Origin of the sequence: Danxiaibacter flavus (assembly GCF_041060425.1) — a bacterium.
Lineage (GTDB): Bacteria > Bacteroidota > Bacteroidia > Chitinophagales > Chitinophagaceae > Danxiaibacter > Danxiaibacter flavus.
In genome coordinates, this window is the sequence record NZ_JAULBC010000007.1 from 64,154 (window position 1) to 79,700 (window position 15,547).

The 15,547-nt window shown below is 41.4% G+C and carries 14 protein-coding genes; 3 read left to right on the top strand and 11 right to left on the bottom strand.

The window, feature by feature from the left end:
* Window positions 1-132: 132 nt before the first annotated feature.
* The 9 genes from QTN47_RS19705 to QTN47_RS19745 all read right to left on the bottom strand — a co-directional run bounded on the left by QTN47_RS19705 (window position 133) and on the right by QTN47_RS19745 (window position 12,188).
* On the bottom strand, window positions 133-621 hold the full coding sequence (locus QTN47_RS19705; protein ID WP_369331132.1) for a hypothetical protein: 489 nt from the start codon (window positions 619-621) through the stop codon (window positions 133-135).
* A gap of 617 nt (window positions 622-1,238) precedes the next feature.
* Window positions 1,239-2,237 carry a YncE family protein gene (locus QTN47_RS19710; protein WP_369331133.1) on the bottom strand — a complete coding sequence of 333 codons (999 nt, stop codon included), beginning with the start codon at window positions 2,235-2,237 and terminating at the stop codon, window positions 1,239-1,241.
* A 36-nt stretch (window positions 2,238-2,273) separates the two neighbouring features.
* The gene (locus QTN47_RS19715) at window positions 2,274-3,068 is read right to left on the bottom strand and encodes a phosphatase PAP2 family protein (protein ID WP_369331134.1); all 795 of its coding nucleotides are present in this window, start codon (window positions 3,066-3,068) and stop codon (window positions 2,274-2,276) included.
* A gap of 66 nt (window positions 3,069-3,134) precedes the next feature.
* Window positions 3,135-3,557, bottom strand: coding sequence for a PepSY-like domain-containing protein (locus QTN47_RS19720; protein ID WP_369331135.1), 423 nt, complete (start codon window positions 3,555-3,557; stop codon window positions 3,135-3,137).
* 185 nt (window positions 3,558-3,742) lie between these two features.
* Entirely contained in the window at window positions 3,743-5,203 is a 1,461-nt protein-coding gene (locus tag QTN47_RS19725; protein ID WP_369331136.1) for a SusD/RagB family nutrient-binding outer membrane lipoprotein, read from the bottom strand.
* Window positions 5,204-5,215: 12 nt separating this feature from the next.
* Window positions 5,216-8,881, bottom strand: coding sequence for a SusC/RagA family TonB-linked outer membrane protein (locus QTN47_RS19730; RefSeq protein WP_369331137.1), 3,666 nt, complete (start codon window positions 8,879-8,881; stop codon window positions 5,216-5,218).
* Window positions 8,882-9,127: 246 nt separating this feature from the next.
* Window positions 9,128-9,658, bottom strand: a complete 531-nt coding sequence (locus tag QTN47_RS19735; RefSeq protein ID WP_369331138.1) for a hypothetical protein — start codon at window positions 9,656-9,658, stop codon at window positions 9,128-9,130.
* A gap of 389 nt (window positions 9,659-10,047) precedes the next feature.
* Entirely contained in the window at window positions 10,048-11,301 is a 1,254-nt protein-coding gene (gene metK / locus QTN47_RS19740; protein ID WP_369331139.1) for a methionine adenosyltransferase, read from the bottom strand.
* Between the two features lie 71 nt (window positions 11,302-11,372).
* Window positions 11,373-12,188 carry a glycogen/starch synthase gene (locus QTN47_RS19745; protein ID WP_369331140.1) on the bottom strand — a complete coding sequence of 272 codons (816 nt, stop codon included), beginning with the start codon at window positions 12,186-12,188 and terminating at the stop codon, window positions 11,373-11,375.
* A 108-nt stretch (window positions 12,189-12,296) separates the two neighbouring features.
* Between QTN47_RS19745 and panC the strand changes: the two genes are divergently transcribed.
* Entirely contained in the window at window positions 12,297-13,145 is an 849-nt protein-coding gene (gene panC / locus QTN47_RS19750) for a pantoate--beta-alanine ligase (protein ID WP_369331141.1), read from the top strand.
* 109 nt (window positions 13,146-13,254) lie between these two features.
* Here panC and QTN47_RS19755 read toward each other — a convergent pair whose 3' ends face one another.
* Together QTN47_RS19755 and QTN47_RS19760 are read right to left on the bottom strand one after the other, a co-directional pair.
* Window positions 13,255-13,416, bottom strand: a complete 162-nt coding sequence (locus QTN47_RS19755) for a hypothetical protein (RefSeq protein ID WP_369331142.1) — start codon at window positions 13,414-13,416, stop codon at window positions 13,255-13,257.
* 13 nt (window positions 13,417-13,429) lie between these two features.
* Window positions 13,430-13,894, bottom strand: a complete 465-nt coding sequence (locus tag QTN47_RS19760) for a DUF6934 family protein (RefSeq protein WP_369331143.1) — start codon at window positions 13,892-13,894, stop codon at window positions 13,430-13,432.
* Between the two features lie 78 nt (window positions 13,895-13,972).
* On the opposite strand from QTN47_RS19760, the gene panD reads away from it, so the two are divergent.
* Complete coding sequence (gene panD, locus QTN47_RS19765; protein WP_369331144.1) at window positions 13,973-14,317, top strand: aspartate 1-decarboxylase; 345 nt, start codon at window positions 13,973-13,975, stop codon at window positions 14,315-14,317.
* A 159-nt stretch (window positions 14,318-14,476) separates the two neighbouring features.
* On the top strand, window positions 14,477-15,535 hold the full coding sequence (locus QTN47_RS19770; protein ID WP_369331145.1) for an NAD(P)H-dependent flavin oxidoreductase: 1,059 nt from the start codon (window positions 14,477-14,479) through the stop codon (window positions 15,533-15,535).
* The last annotated feature ends 12 nt before the right edge of the window (window positions 15,536-15,547 follow it).

Consider the following 15,547-nt stretch of genomic DNA (forward strand, 5'->3'; position numbering starts at 1 on the left):
AAAAACATTAAAAAACAAGACTTAGTGCTGCTTTGTGTTCTTCGAGTCTTTATGTTTCGTTTTTTTTCAACACAAAAGTTAAGACGAGCTCGTTGCGTCGCCACTTCTCCGCGCCCGCTGCGTGAAACTGCATTATTCCTTCTTTTTAGCAGCAAGCTGAATTTGGCCGTATGTCGGAATTTGTTGCATGATCGATGCTCTTATCTGCGTTAACAAATACACTTCGGACTGGTAAAACTCAAAAGCTACGACGGCGTTTGTAGCCGCTTTGATCTTTTGATAATACTCTTCCAGCGTTTTTTCCTGATCAACGCGATTCGCAAAGTATTTGGTCGCAAGAGAATCTGCAACATGTGGGGTCATGTTTCCATAAGAATGCGCGGTCTGCTCATATAGTTTGATCCTCGCCTTGGCTGTGGCATTATTCTTTTTCTGATATTCATCATAGATCTTCCAGAAAGCCACTGAATCTTTTCCGGTAACAGACACCAATTTGCTTACCGCTTCTTTTTTTTGAATCCCCAACAAATTCACAAGCGCTTCAGCCTCCGCATCGGATGTTTGCGCATAAGTAGAGGCGATACTATAAAGACCGAAAATTGCGAGTAATAAGTGTTTCATTTGATTTACTTTTTGGAAAGAAACTCAATTATTACCTAAGAAAAAAGACATCCTGATGTTTTACAGTAAAATCGCTGTCAGCCGCCTGAAAAGGTGTATATTCTGAGTATCTGAGTATTTATTTCTCGCAGCGAACGCAAAGGAGCAACGGCGCAAAAGGTTAAGTGGAAAAACTCGCTGCGTCGCCTTTCCGTTGCGACCGCCGCGTGAAACCTCTGTTTATTTCTCGCAAAGAACGCAAAGGAGCAACGGCGCAAAGGGTAAGTGGAAAAATTTCACGCAAAGAACGCAAAGAAGCAACGACGCTAAGGATAAGTGGAAAAACTCGCTGCGTCGCCTTTCCGTTGCGACCGCCGCGTGAAACCCTCCTTATTTCACGCAAAGAACGCAAAGGAGCAATGGCGAAGGCTAAGCGGAAACTCGCCGCGTCGCCTTTCCGTTGCGACCGCCGCGTGAAACCTTATTTCACGCAAAGAACGCAAAAGAGCAACGGCGCTAAGGTGTACATACCAAACTCGCTGCGTCGCTGCTTCTCCGCGTGCGCCGCGTGAAACGTTTTTTTTTCACGCAAAGAACGCAAAGAAGCAACGGCGCTAAGGTGTACGGAAAATCTATCTTTACTTTTTGAAAACCATCACATGAAATGTTCCGGGCTTTACGTGTCTGCCTTGAGATGGGCTTTCTTCGTATTCAGCAACCGGCAAATAAACAGAATGCGTGGTCTCATCAATCGTTATAGTGCGTGCTCCTTTCTTTGTTACTACATTTTCTTTCACAACATATTCCTGCGCTGATTTTTCTTCAATAACAGTCATTGTCCCCTCCCCGTTGGAAGTAAAGATGGTTTTGGTGGTTCTGTCAAAAACAACCCCGTCACAACCATCACCGATAGTGATCTGCTTAACTATGGCACCAGTAGATGCGTTAAGAACCACCAGTTTCTTCTCGCAACCTACGAAAAGGCGTTTAGCGTCGGCATCATAAGCCAAACCAGTCGGGCCTTCCGCCGGATCAAGCTTCCATCTTTTTTCCACCCGGAGGGATTTCAGATCTATGCAAACCACTTCATTTCTATCCTCAATATTCACAAATAATTTTCCAGCACCGTCACTGACGGCGGTCTCTGGTTTGCCACCTACCGCAATTGTAGCAACCAGCTTTTCGGCATTAGGATCAACAATGCTCAAATCATTACTTCTGCCATTACAGGTTATAATTTTTTTAATGAAAGGTTCATACATAATTGCGTCAGGATTCTGACCTACTACTATCTGCGTCAATGCCTTGCCGTTAGACAAATCAAACACAGTTATTGTATTCAGCTTGCCATTGCTTGTATATCCTTTATTCCGGGAGTCTATAAACGCGATTCCGTGAACGCCGTCTGTGTTTGGTATAACACCGAGGGAATCTCCCGTCGCTTTATCTACAATATCTACCTGAGTTCCATGAGACACATATAGTTTGTTTGCATTAACAGCAAGATAATCCCAACCTCCCGTTCCGCTTATGTAGAACTTTTGTTTTAATTGATAATCATTTTGTTGAGCCTTGGTAACCAAACCAGTAAATATAAAGACTGCAGCGAGGGCACTTTTGAAGAACTTATATTTCATTGTGAAGGATTTGTAATGTTACTGATTTTCAACATACTATAATTGATGCACAAATGCCAGTCCCGTTACACCGTTTTGGTAAAAAGGCAAAGCCATCGTATGCCCGGTTTTATCATTTTTAAATAACCATTTTTTTATGGATGGATAAACCCAGTAAGCGACGTTAGTAGACAAAATGCCAACACCAGCCCCTCCTACCACATCGCTGAACCAATGCTTGTTATTGTACATTCTGAAATAACCTGTAGCAGCTGCCGCAGCATATCCGGCTATTCCATACCATGGAGAAACGTTGCTGTATTCACGCCGCATAAATTCTGCAGCTGCAAAGGCATTCGCTGTGTGACCAGAAGGAAAAGATTTATCATCAGACATATCGGGGCGCCATTCGTGGGAAATATTTTTAGTGACAACAGTCACAGAACTCATAATAACCAGGGACATGCCGTAAATTATGCTTCTGTCTCTCAAATTATGGTACCCTTTTACACCGGCAAGGTTTAGTCCGTATACCGCGACAGCAGGTGCCCATTGCAGGTAATTGTCTACATGTACCGGATTATGCGGATGACTCGTCCACATTCGGTCATGAAAATATTCATTCACATCCTTTAGCGACCCGCTGTGCAAGGCAATTACACCGTAAGAAATCAAGCCGGCAGGTATAATAGTGCCGGCGACCGTCCAGCGGTAGGGGTTATAAGCTTTTTTGGGCGAAACAGTTACAGTGTCTTGCAATGACAATTGAACATGCGATGAATCTGCCTGACCTCTAACACTTGCCGCTCCAAACAAAATGCAAAAAAAGAACACGCTGCAAACCTTACTCATTATCCAAAGATGGATAACGATTCTGAGTATTTTCTGAAGAATAAAAAGCTGACGGATCCAGTTTTCTTATTCCTTTACTTCCTTCAGAAATTTGCCCTTACTATCAAAAAGCACATCAACTTTGTTCACTTCCGCTTCGTAGTTAATCTCTCCATTTGCCTTTTTGATCTTTGCAGCTTCTTTGATTTTGCTTCCTTTATAATGTTGTGCAACATAAGCATCTATACCCACGGGCAATTCATTAATTGCAATCACTTCTTCGGTTTCCTTCAGATTACCACCAGCGCTATATACCGCGGACATTTGCTTTCCTGATTTAGAAAAACTTACTTCATACTCACCTCCTTCCTTTTCCCATTTGATATTTGAAACACCTGTAAAATTTTTCTTAAATGCATTTTTTACTTCTACAGGAACATTTGTTTGCTTGTCTTGCGCAAAAACAGATGTTGTTACCATTGCTGCAATCACGAAAAAAGTCCTTTTCATAATGAAATATTTTACCCAAACCTCCAACCCAATTCTGAAGCGTTTTAGTAGTAGAAAAAACCAAACAAACAGCTTTCAAGTCAATTCTATTAGTACATCCGGCATTCATACCAGCAATTAAAAGCCCCGCAACCCTGTCTATTTGCGGAGCTTCTTAATTGACTTTTGATTTTTGAATTTTTACTTTAATTCTTATTCCACCACAACCTCGTTCCTTTCGCGTCGCCACCAATGGCCTCTCCTGCTGCCTGGTAATTCACCCGATTAATATTTCCTTCAGAGATCGGATAAGTCAATCTAAATGGAACCGTGGTAACAGTCGGGTCTAGACTCTTGGGCTTGGCAAAGATCTCGCTTCCGTCAACCGGATTTTTAAAATCCAGGCGTATTCTTTCTGCCCAGGATTGCAAGCCTTGCATATAGAGTGCCAGCCATTTTTGTGCACCAATGCAATCTTTCCACCTGGCTTCCTGATATGGAACATTGGCGAGATAAGCGGTGGCGTCAGCATCACTAACACCCCAGAATTGCATACTCACCTTTATACCGTTTGCGTAATGATCTGCTGCCGAACCGCCCACATTAAAGCCTCGCTGAGCAGCCTCGGCTAAAGCAAACTCCACTTCTGCCGCGGTTATAATTATACCAGGAAAGTCCGGTGAATACACTTTCGTACCTGGGTAGGAATAGTAAGTGAAATCATTAGAAAACGAACCCTGTCCATAAACTTTTCCCCTGATCGCATCATCATCCTTCGCAGGTCTCGCATATATAGCCAACCGTGGATCATTGATCTGCTTCATAAAGTTTACAGCCGTTTCACTCATCACATAATCATTTGGAGTTCCAGCGCCTGATTGCTCGTTAAACGGGAACTGATCGGGAATGGTAGTATAATAAGGAAACAAAGCATTGTCATCATTTGAAACAATCACACCAGATGCCACGGCGGATTCTATGGCCTGTTTAGCTTTTGCAGGATTTGCATCTGCCATCCTGATACCAATTCTCAGCTTTAATGAATTGGCCAGTTTTTTCCATTTCGTGATATCACCATTATAGATCAGCTCACCACTTTTGAAAGTGGCTTTTGTAGTGTCAAACATGGCAATCTGCACATCCAGTTTTTGCAACAGGCTATCGTAGATGGTCGCAGCATCCGTATAAGCTGGGGTGAAGTTTTCAAGCCCCTTTAGTGCATCGGCATATGGAACATTTCCATAAACATCCGTCAACACATGAAATAGCCACACACTAAGAATATTTGCAACGGCGGCTTCATTTTGCGTAACGGCCTCCGGATTTGCGTTGTGTAATTGTACTACCTGGTCAAGGTTTGAAAGCGCTCCACTGTATAATCCCCACAAAGTATTGTTGCAGCCTTCGTCCAACTGATACTGACTATCAGATTCCTTTTGTGTTTGTGACCAGAATTGTGAATACAACATACCAATCTTGCCATTCACATAGTTGTTGTACATCACATCGGACGCAGCCTTTTCCGCACCGGTAATGATATTCTCTGCCGGTGCATCAGTTGGTTTGGTTGGATCCTTATTGAGCTCTTCAAAACTTTTGGTGCAGGACTGCAACATGCACGCTGCTATAATTAAACCACATGTTTTTATAATGAGTGTATGTTTCATATTATTAGATTATTAGAAGCCAATATTTAAGTTTACACCATAAGACCTGATAGAAGGCAATGCACCACCCTCAAGTCCCTGTATATTGCTGTCTGAATTGATAATATTGGAAGGATCAACATTTGGCGCGTTGGTCTGGATCAACCACAAGTTTCTGCCATAGAGAGATAATGTGGCATTTTTTCCACGGATGGCTTTCACCCATTTTTCAGGAAGGGAATAACCAAGGCGAACTTCTCTTAGGTAGATGTAGCTTTCATCATACACATTTGCCTTGTTTATTTTTGTTCCGAAGTTGTTTTTAAAATGATCTGCTGCGCTTATATGGGTTGTATTCATTTTACCGTCAGCAGTCACACCTTCGGGCACAACACCGTTTTCCCTGATGTTATCTGCCGCAGTTTCGTACAATAAACCGGAAGACAGTCCATACATATTTGTGTAGGAGAAGAAGTTGCCACCTTTTTGAAAATCGATCAATGCACTCAATGAAATTCCTTTATAACTAAAAGTGTTAGATATGCCACCAATAAAATCAGGCTGCGTAGTTCCTATGATATTTGTAGCACTTGAAGGAACATAGTGCCCGCTTGAATCAACTATTTTATTGTGATTGTTATCATAAGTATAATCTGTTCCTGTCAGCACAAATAAAGGCTGTCCTACAATTGCGGCTGTTGAAACCGAATTGCGTCTTCTCTCTGTACCAACAATGTAACGGTCAACATCCGGGTTGTTTGGTACATTCAGTGCCAGCAGTTTACTGCGATTAAGCGCAAAGTTTACCCCAATGTCCCATGTAAAACTGTTCTTCAGTTCTATTGGTCTGCCGCTTAACTGTATTTCTATACCTTTTGTTCTTGACCTGCCAACATTAGCATAGTAGTAATTGTAACCACTTGTTTGAGAAACCTGCAATGGCATGATAAGATCTTTTGTTTCCCTGTTGTACACAGTTACGTCAAGGCCCGCACGGTTATGCAGAAATTTCAATTCAAGCCCCGCTTCAACTTCAGTGCTACGCTCCGGTTTTAGCTGATCATTATTTAAATAAGGATCTTTGGTGATGATTGGATCGCTGCCAAAAAGATTTGGAACACTATAAGCGAGATAAGTTCTGTAGGGATCTGTGTCGCTTCCTATCTGTGCAACACTTGTTCTTACTTTACCGAAACTTAACCATTTCCATTTCAACCAGTCGGAGAATACCATGGATAATGAGGCTGAAGGATAGAAATATGAATTGTTGCCTTTCGCTAGTGTTGAGGACCAATCATTACGTCCCGTAATTTCAAGAAATACAGTATTGTCATATCCGAGCAAAACATCACCAAATGCAGAATTGATCTGCTTTTTAAACAAGTATGGCGTGTATGTTACCCTTCCCGCAGCATTTCTGAAATTATAGATATCAGGCACTATTAATCCTGTAAAACTTCCGATGTTAACCGCATCCTGTTGTTGCATAATGTTACCGCCAATGGTTGCAGTAAGATCAAGCTTTTTACTCAGGTCTTTTCTGGCGGTTGCAAGAAACTGGTAGTTCAGTTCCTGGAAGTTTCTGTCTGTTCTCGTGTAGCCGCCTGCCTGGTAATCTTTTGGCGATCTTTCTTCCTGCAAAGTGGTGAATTGATCCATGAATACTTTGGCAGAAAGATTCAACCAGTCAACAGGCTTTACTTCAAAACCTGCCATACCGAACAAGCGTGATCTGCTATCGCTTTCATAACCTTTATTGGCTGTCCAGTAAGGAGAAGTTGCAGATGCAGGTGTAGGATCATCAAAAGATTTACGGTTCCAGCTTACCTGCGATCCGTCTGCAAACTGATAGAACTTCAGCTTATCAATTTCCAGTTGGCGTTGACTGTACATGCTGAATATTTCCGTCGGGTTTGCTCCTGAAAAACCAGTACCAGGTCGGCCCGTAGCCCTGTTGTAAGAATAGTTGGCGCTCGCAACAGCTGTAATTGCCTTATTCACTTTGTATGTTCCGTTAAAGCCAATGTTATTGCGGCTCATATCAGAATTAGGCAACACAAACTTTTGCGTCATATTGCTGTAAGAAAGCCTGAATGTGCCCTTATCCCCTGCTCCTCCAACACTAATGCTATTGGTGAGCGTAAGGCCGTTTCTATAAAAATCTCTTACATTGTTTGGTTGTGGTGACCATGTGGATGTTTGTCCGAAGTAAGGATTGTTCTTATTGCGGTCAAACGAATAATAAGGTCTGATCACCTGGCCATTCAGTGCTGGTCCCCACGATTCATCCACAGCATACTGCGGCATCAGATCATACCCTCCTCTTACAGCATCCTGGTAGGTTGGAGAAGTACTGCTTAAAAATTGCTCCGGATGCTGATTATACCACAGCGTATCAAAATTTGACGACACAAAGCCGGGGTTCGTCAGGTCGGCTCCACCACCGCCAAATTTATCCTGGTAATGGGGAAGCACATATACCTGGTCCATTTGCGCGTTCAGGCTATATGTAATACCAAGCTTTCCACTGCCCGAAGTTTTCTTGGTTGTAATAAGCACAACGCCGTTAGAACCGCGGCTTCCATACAATGCAGTTGCAGCAGCGCCTTTCAATACGGAGATCTGATCAATATCGTCCGGATTTATATCCTGTATCGGGCTTCCATAATCATATCCGCCTCCACCAATTGCCTGGTTGTAACTTGGCACTGAATTGTTATTGCCCATAAAAATTCCGTCAACAACAAACAATGCGTTGTTATTACCGGTAATTGATTTCGATCCGCGTATGGTAACTTTTGATGAACCACCCATGGAACCCGTGTTGCCATTGATTTGTACGCCGGCCAGCTTACCTTGTAAAGCATTTACAAAGTTGGGCTCTTTAGCAACCTGCACAACATCTCCTTTTACTTCCTGCACACTATAACCGACAGCCTTACCTTTCTTCGATAATCCAAGGGCCGTTACTTTAACTTCCTGCAGATCCTGTGTGTTTTTGGCTGAAGCCAATTGTATCAACAATGGCTTGTCATAGGCCGTTATTACCTGTTCTTTTCCACTGAACCCGACAGCGGAAAACTTAACAGACGAGCCGGGTTTGAATGGGATCTTGAAGCTTCCGTTTTCTTCAGAAGTATAAGACTTTCCATTAACTGATATCGCAACAAAAGCAATCGGCTTGTTGTTGAGATCTGTTACTTTACCGGTAACGAAAACTGAATCAGTTGTCTTTGTTGAGTCACCTGTAACCGCTTGTTTGTTTGAACTATCGGGAGCGGGTGCAGCAGCCAGGCTGTCTTTCATCGCAGAGTCTTTTGTCGCATGCGGAAGCGAATCAGCTTGCGCAGCAGGCTTTGCTTCTGCTGCACTGATCGCAGTAATTTTAAACTTATTGCCTTCAGCAAATTGTACCTGGAAATTATCTGTTTCAGGCACTTTAAAAGATCCTAGCTGAGCAGACTGATACAAAATAAAAATAGTATCTGCCGATGCAACTTTGAGTGAGAACTTTCTTGTATCATCAGTTGTTGATGAATCAGATAAAGATTTTGATTGTAGCACATACCCCGGTTGAGGAGCGCCTTCTAATCCCAATAACTTACCACTTACTGTTCTTGAGCTTGTTTGAGCTAATGAAGCGATTGAACAAAACAAAGAAGTAGCTACCAGGATAAATGCGTAAAATTTTCTTAGCATACCTGTGAGAGTGAGCGTTAAATAATATGGTAACCAGGGCTAGGTTTTCAAAAACGTTGCCAAAAAATTAACGCGTGCCACAAAATACTAACAGGTTCAAATGCTCAAACGCATACCCGTCAACTGATACAGTAGATATAAAATCGTAATAAAAAAAAATGAGAAGTCGGTCAAAGATAATATTAAGGAGGTATTTCGATTGTATTGAATGAGCATTAAGAATTCCACACGTTGCTATAATGCGCATTAAATATCTAATCGCTTGCTGATGTCGTTATCTATCTTTCTGAACAGGTGATAAGGTTTGTATGTTCTCCATTCGGGCAAATCAATCAGTTCAATATAGTGGTTAAGTTTTTTCTTTCTGAAATCATGTTGAGTAGATTCAGGCATGTTTAATATAACAATCCATCCATTTTCATCAGTCACTTCTTCAAACCATTCCTGGTAATAATCACGATCTCCACTGTGAAAGTTTAATACATTCTCTCCTATTAGAATAAATTTGGTGATGCCTTCTGCAAACAGTTTATCTATCACATCGCGCTTAAGCGTCATAATATCATTTTCGATAGCATCGTTCCATTCACCAATTAATTCAAGCACGGCAAAGTTGAGTTCATAATCGGCGTAGATGATCTTCATATAAAGCGTCCTGCTGCCAAACTCATCCCACTGCGGGTGGATATAATAATTATATACAGCCTGCGAAAATTCGAACTCGCTGTACGTTCTACCATAGAACGGTGAGCGCGGATCTTCTTCAGATGTATACATGTGCCGCCAGTTAAAAAAAGGTTCTATATCGTGCATATTAAAACTTGTGTTGTAAAGTTAGAAATTTTGAATCATGTAACGACGGACTCGCTAACGCGAGTTTTTTTACCACAGATGGCACGGAGTTTTTTTCACAGAGTAACGGGGAAAATATTCAATAGTCACAGAGGCACTGAAGCACTGAGTGATCCAAAATTTTAGAACAACTCGTTGCTTTTGAACCATTGCTAACCGGGTCTTTATGAAAGTCACAATAGAACAATTTCTGTGAAACTCCGTGAAAAAACTCCATTAACTCTGTGGTTCAAAAATTCCGTGTTTCAGTGTTTCTGTGGCTAAAACAAAAAGCCCCGGAGTTATCCAGGGCCATATACGTAAGTTTTTCTGGCTTACTTAATTCCGAAAGCTTTCTTCACCTTAGGAACATAATCCAGTTTTTCCCAGGTAAATAATTCTACTTTCTTCTTGATCACTTTACCATCTGGAGAAGCGAATTCTTTATTTACAACTTCAGGTTTGCGGCCCATGTGTCCGTAAGCTGCAGTCTCGCTATAAATAGGATTACGCAGTTTAAGACGTTGTTCAATAAAGTAAGGACGCATATCGAAAATGCCTGAAACGATCTTTGCAATTTCGCCATCGCTTAGTTCAACTTTTGCAGTACCGTAGGTGTTTACATAAACTCCCATTGGTTCTGCAACGCCAATAGCATAAGAAACCTGAACCAGCACTTCATCACAAACACCTGCGGCTACCAGGTTCTTTGCAATGTGACGTGTAGCATAAGCAGCGCTGCGGTCAACTTTACTGGGATCTTTACCGCTGAATGCACCACCACCGTGAGCTCCTTTACCACCGTAAGTATCTACGATGATCTTACGGCCTGTTAAACCTGTATCACCGTGCGGACCACCGATCACAAATTTTCCTGTTGGGTTAATGTGATATTTGATCTTATCGTTGAACAGTTTTGCGTATTTCTTGTATTTTGATTTAATGCGGGGAACAAGAATGTTGATGATATCATCATTGATCTTTTTCTGCATTTTAGCTTCTGTGTCGAAGTCATCGTGCTGGGTAGATACTACGATAGCATCGATACGAACAGGCTTGTTGTTATCATCATATTCTAACGTAACCTGGCTTTTTGCATCAGGACGCAAATACTTAATTTGTTTGTTCTCTCTTCTCAACACAGCCAGTTCCTGCAACAATTTATGCGCAAGATCCAATGCCAGAGGCATATAATCTTCAGTCTCATTTGTTGCATAGCCAAACATCATACCCTGGTCGCCGGCACCCTGCTCTTCTTTTTTCGTCCTGTCAACGCCCTGGTTAATATCAGCAGATTGCTCGTGAATAGCAGATAAAACACCACAACTGTGTGCTTCAAACATGTATTCGCTTTTAGTGTAACCGATTTTGCGGATCACACCACGCGCAATTTCCTGCACGTCTAAATAAGCTTTACTTTTCACTTCGCCTGCCAGTACTACCTGTCCGGTTGTTACTAATGTTTCACAGGCTACTTTACTGTTTGGATCAAATGCTAAAAAATTATCTATCAAAGCATCAGAGATCTGGTCGGCAACTTTATCCGGATGACCTTCAGATACACTTTCTGAGGTAAATAAGTATGGCATATTATTTTTTTAAAGAGATGCAAATATATAAGATTGAATGCTTAATATTCGCGCAATAAATTTTGTTAGGATTATTTTGCAAGTTCCTGGTACAGATCAATATATTCAGTTAAATCGCTGTCCCATCCGGCAAAAGGAATTACCTTTTTACCTTTTACTTTAGAAAATTCCTCCACCAGTTTCTTTTCAACCTTGTCGGCCCCAAAAGTTATTACATCTGCATAAGTGGCGCCGCCTTTGAAAAGTGCAGTATTGTTAGCTTCTTTAAAAGGTTCAAGATCCTTGTCTTTAATATTGGCATGGATATTCGCCTTTTCAACAAAGTCTGCTCCCAGTTTTTCCTTGAAAGTATTTTGACCGATGGTATAGATTACTTTGCTATGTGAGAACACTGGTTCTTTTTTATAAGCTGTCTTCAGGTACATGGGGATTAAACCGGTCATCCAGCCACTGCAATGGATGAGGTCCGGAGGCCAGCCGAATTTTTTTACTGTTTCCAGTGCGCCTTTGCAGAAAAAAATGGTTCTTAATCCGTTATCATCAAACCACTGCTCATTTTCGTCAGTAAAAATGAACTTGCGTTTGAAAAAATCCTCATTGTCCAAAAAATAAACCTGTAAGCGGGCGTTGGGGAGTGATGCAACCTTAATTTGCAACGGGTAATCATCATTATCAACCGAAACATTGATACCCGATAAACGTACAACTTCGTGTAACCGGTGTCTGCGTTCATTAATTACGCCAAAACGTGGCATAATGCATCTAACTTCTAATCCGCTCTCGTTACTTTTTATTGCCAGCTTGTTCACAATCTCAGCAAATTCCGTAAGCTCCAGGTACGGAGACATTTCCGTAGCAATGAATAAAATTCTTTTCTTTGTTGACATTCTTATGCAGAATTTAGGCTTGTTAAACCACAAATTAATTTGCAAAGGTAAAGAAATGGTTGCAATACTAATCATTCCTGGATTATTAACCCATATTTTTAGGTGAGTATGATACTTTATAAAACCGTACAAGACATTCGTTCTCAGATCAAAACACTTAAGGAAAAAAATCAGAAAATTGGCTTTGTTCCAACAATGGGTGCTTTGCACGAGGGACACCTGTCACTTATCAGGCAGTCAAAACAACAAACTGATGTTACCGTTTGCAGCGTCTTTGTAAACCCGACCCAGTTTAATGATATTAAAGATTTTGAGAAGTACCCCGTCACAATAGAAAAAGATATAATGTTACTGGAACAGGAAAAAGTGGACATACTTTTCCTGCCTGCTGTTATAGAAATATATCCCAATGGTGTAAATGAGGTTAAACATTATGAGCTCGGCTACCTGGAAAACATACTTGAGGGCAAATACAGGCCCGGACATTTTCAGGGCGTATGCCAGGTAGTGCACCGCCTGCTGGAAATTGTGCAACCTGATGCTCTTTTCATGGGTCAGAAAGATTACCAGCAATGCATGGTCATTAAAAAATTGCTGGAAATAGAGCAAATTAATACAGAACTGATCATCGTTCCCACAAAAAGAGAAGCTGACGGGCTTGCTTTAAGCAGCAGAAATATGCGGTTAAGTGATGGCGCTAAAGAAGAAGCGCTGGCTATATATAAAACGCTCAATCACATTAAGAATAATATACAATCAACATCTTTCGAAGAACTCACACAAAATGGGGCCGATTTTCTCTTAAACGAAGGCTTTTCAAAAGTTGATTATGTTGCAATAGCCGATGCCAACACACTTGAGCCGGTAGAAAAATATGATCCCGGGCAAAAACTTGTTGCATTAATTGCCGCGTTTAAAGACCCGGTGAGGCTGATTGATAATATGACACTGAATTAAGACGAAGCATTTGACAATAAGTGGGGTATTAGCAATGATATTCCACTTGAAAAGTCATATAGAATTGGCGATATGTGAGCGTTTGGAACCAGCTACAGTTGATGGATTATTACAATTTGGGTAATCCTGCTACTTTTAGAATAGCGTTTGCTTTTTCCGCTTTTTCCTTAAAAAAAGGATGATTATCATATTTATGATCTAAAGCGGGGTCAACCGTGAAGCCTTTTAAGCGCTTTGTTTTTGATGTCTTTGATTGTTTCTTATTCTTCATACCAATGTCAAATTTATGGTTTTCTGCGCACTAAAAAAGAGGTATAAGCCTGGTCTTTGCAAAAAGACTCCCAACCTCCGTTGCATAGTCCCATAATTATAAAATCTTTTTGTATTTCCACCAGGTTATTTGAAATACCTATGCGGTATAACCTGGTTCTGGCGTCTGTACTTCCGCTGGCAATAACAGTTGCATTCGGGTAATATTCGGTAAAAAGGTACAGGGTTGCTGCAACTGTTGCAAGTACTTTTTCACTATCATTATTATTGCTAACGGTCAAATCTGAAATCAGACCTGTATGAACATCTTTATCGCCAAAAGCGAGATTAAAAAAGCTCCTGATATGTAGTTCAGTATATAAGACAACCTTCCGGATAATTCCTCTTGGACCAATACTGTCAAATTCGAAAGAAGTAAAATCTGTAGAAGCGTTTAGGTAATAATGCCCGTCCAACATAATTTCTGTGCTTATTTTCAATCACCACATTTAATGTCTGCACGCCAAAATTAGTAATATTCTTGTTCCTTTCTTCTTATTCAATAACTTTGCGCCGCTATGCAAATAGAAGTATTAAAATCAAAGATCCATCGTGCCGTATTAACTGAGGCAAATCTTCAATATGTAGGAAGTCTTACACTGGACGAAGATTTGATGGATGCAGCGAATTTCATTGAGAATGAGAAAATTCAGGTAGTAAACGTAAACAACGGCGAGCGACTGGAAACTTACCTTATTAAAGGTAAGCGCGGTAGCGGAACTGTTTGCCTGAATGGACCTGCAGCGCGTAAAGGTGCTGTTGGCGATGTGGTGATCATTATTTCCTATGCTACCATGGACTTTGAAGAAGCCAAAACATACAAGCCGATGGTTGTATTTCCGAAGGAAGGGAATAAGTTGTAAATTATACGTGGTACGTTATACGTTGTACGTTGTACGTTTTACGTTATAAGTAAGGAACCCGAAGTAAAAATGAAATGTTTGCCTTGTAAAAGGCAAGTATTTTATAGTGCATTTTCAACGCTTAAAGCTCATAGCTGATAGCTCACAGCTGACCGCTACATGCAATGGAAAAACACCGTAACTGATCTTTTACGAATTGATTATCCTATCGTGCAAGCGCCAATGTTGGGTGTATCAACGCCCGAAATGGTTGCAGCCGTATCTAACGCCGGTGGTCTTGGGTCTTTACCGGTTGGCGGTTTAAGCGCGACGGTTGTTGCAGATCTTATTCAAAAAACCAGGGCGCTTACGCATAAGCCTTTTGCAGTAAATCTTTTTGCACATTCCATTCCCGCCGTTAATGAGCAGGAATACCTGGACATGCAGGAATTCTTATATCAGTTTGCAATAAAAAGGCAACTGTCTTTCACCAAACAACCTGTTTCGTCATTACAGTTTTTCACATGGGAAGAGCAGATCGATATATTAATTAATGAGAAGATCCCGGTGGTTAGCTTTACGTTTGGTATTCTGAGTGATGAAGCTATTGCCAGGCTAAAAAATAACGGTACAATTCTTATCGGAACAGCAACCAGCCTTAAGGAGGCGCAGTTATTGGCCGATAAAGGAATTGATATCATTACAGCACAGGGAATTGAAGCAGGCGGCCACAGAGGGACTTTTTTGCACGATGATGAGATCCCGGTGATCGGGCTGATGTCGCTGATCCCAGAAATAGTTGATGCGGTTAAGAAACCGGTGCTGGCCGCCGGAGGTATTATGGATGGAAAAGCGTTACGGGCTGCTTTTCTTCTGGGTGCTAAAGGTGTTCAGGCTGGCAGCGCATTTATCGCCTGTAATGAAAGCAGTGCATCGCCTTCCCATAAAAAGCAACTAATTAACGCAACTGATACCGATATTATTCTTACCAAAAACATCACCGGCCGATGGGCGCGCGGAATAAGAAATGAAATCATGCGCCAGGTTGAACAATCGGCGTTAACTGTTCCACCTTACCCCTATCAAATACCATTGACCATCTTCGCAAGAAATGCAGGGCAAAAAGCGGGCAACGAAGACCTGATGGTTATCTGGGCCGGCCAGTCAGCCTTTAAAGCAAAGACAAAAAGTGCTGAAGAAATTTTTGCCACGCTTGTTCAGGAAGCCGAAGCTATCTAACCAACCATTACC

What these genes read in the sequence shown, in the direction of transcription:
- QTN47_RS19735 (WP_369331138.1), bottom strand. Translation starts at nt 9,658, where the DNA reads ATGTATACATCTGAAGAAGATCCGCGCTCACCGTTCTATGGTAGAACG.
- metK (WP_369331139.1), bottom strand. Translation starts at nt 11,301, where the DNA reads ATGCCATACTTATTTACCTCAGAAAGTGTATCTGAAGGTCATCCGGAT.
- QTN47_RS19720 (WP_369331135.1), bottom strand. Translation starts at nt 3,557, where the DNA reads ATGAAAAGGACTTTTTTCGTGATTGCAGCAATGGTAACAACATCTGTT.
- QTN47_RS19730 (WP_369331137.1), bottom strand. Translation starts at nt 8,881, where the DNA reads ATGCTAAGAAAATTTTACGCATTTATCCTGGTAGCTACTTCTTTGTTT.
- panD (WP_369331144.1), top strand. Translation starts at nt 13,973, where the DNA reads ATGCAAATAGAAGTATTAAAATCAAAGATCCATCGTGCCGTATTAACT.
- QTN47_RS19710 (WP_369331133.1), bottom strand. Translation starts at nt 2,237, where the DNA reads ATGAAATATAAGTTCTTCAAAAGTGCCCTCGCTGCAGTCTTTATATTT.
- QTN47_RS19705 (WP_369331132.1), bottom strand. Translation starts at nt 621, where the DNA reads ATGAAACACTTATTACTCGCAATTTTCGGTCTTTATAGTATCGCCTCT.
- QTN47_RS19755 (WP_369331142.1), bottom strand. Translation starts at nt 13,416, where the DNA reads ATGAAGAATAAGAAACAATCAAAGACATCAAAAACAAAGCGCTTAAAA.
- QTN47_RS19715 (WP_369331134.1), bottom strand. Translation starts at nt 3,068, where the DNA reads ATGAGTAAGGTTTGCAGCGTGTTCTTTTTTTGCATTTTGTTTGGAGCG.
- panC (WP_369331141.1), top strand. Translation starts at nt 12,297, where the DNA reads ATGATACTTTATAAAACCGTACAAGACATTCGTTCTCAGATCAAAACA.
- QTN47_RS19745 (WP_369331140.1), bottom strand. Translation starts at nt 12,188, where the DNA reads ATGTCAACAAAGAAAAGAATTTTATTCATTGCTACGGAAATGTCTCCG.
- QTN47_RS19770 (WP_369331145.1), top strand. Translation starts at nt 14,477, where the DNA reads ATGCAATGGAAAAACACCGTAACTGATCTTTTACGAATTGATTATCCT.
- QTN47_RS19725 (WP_369331136.1), bottom strand. Translation starts at nt 5,203, where the DNA reads ATGAAACATACACTCATTATAAAAACATGTGGTTTAATTATAGCAGCG.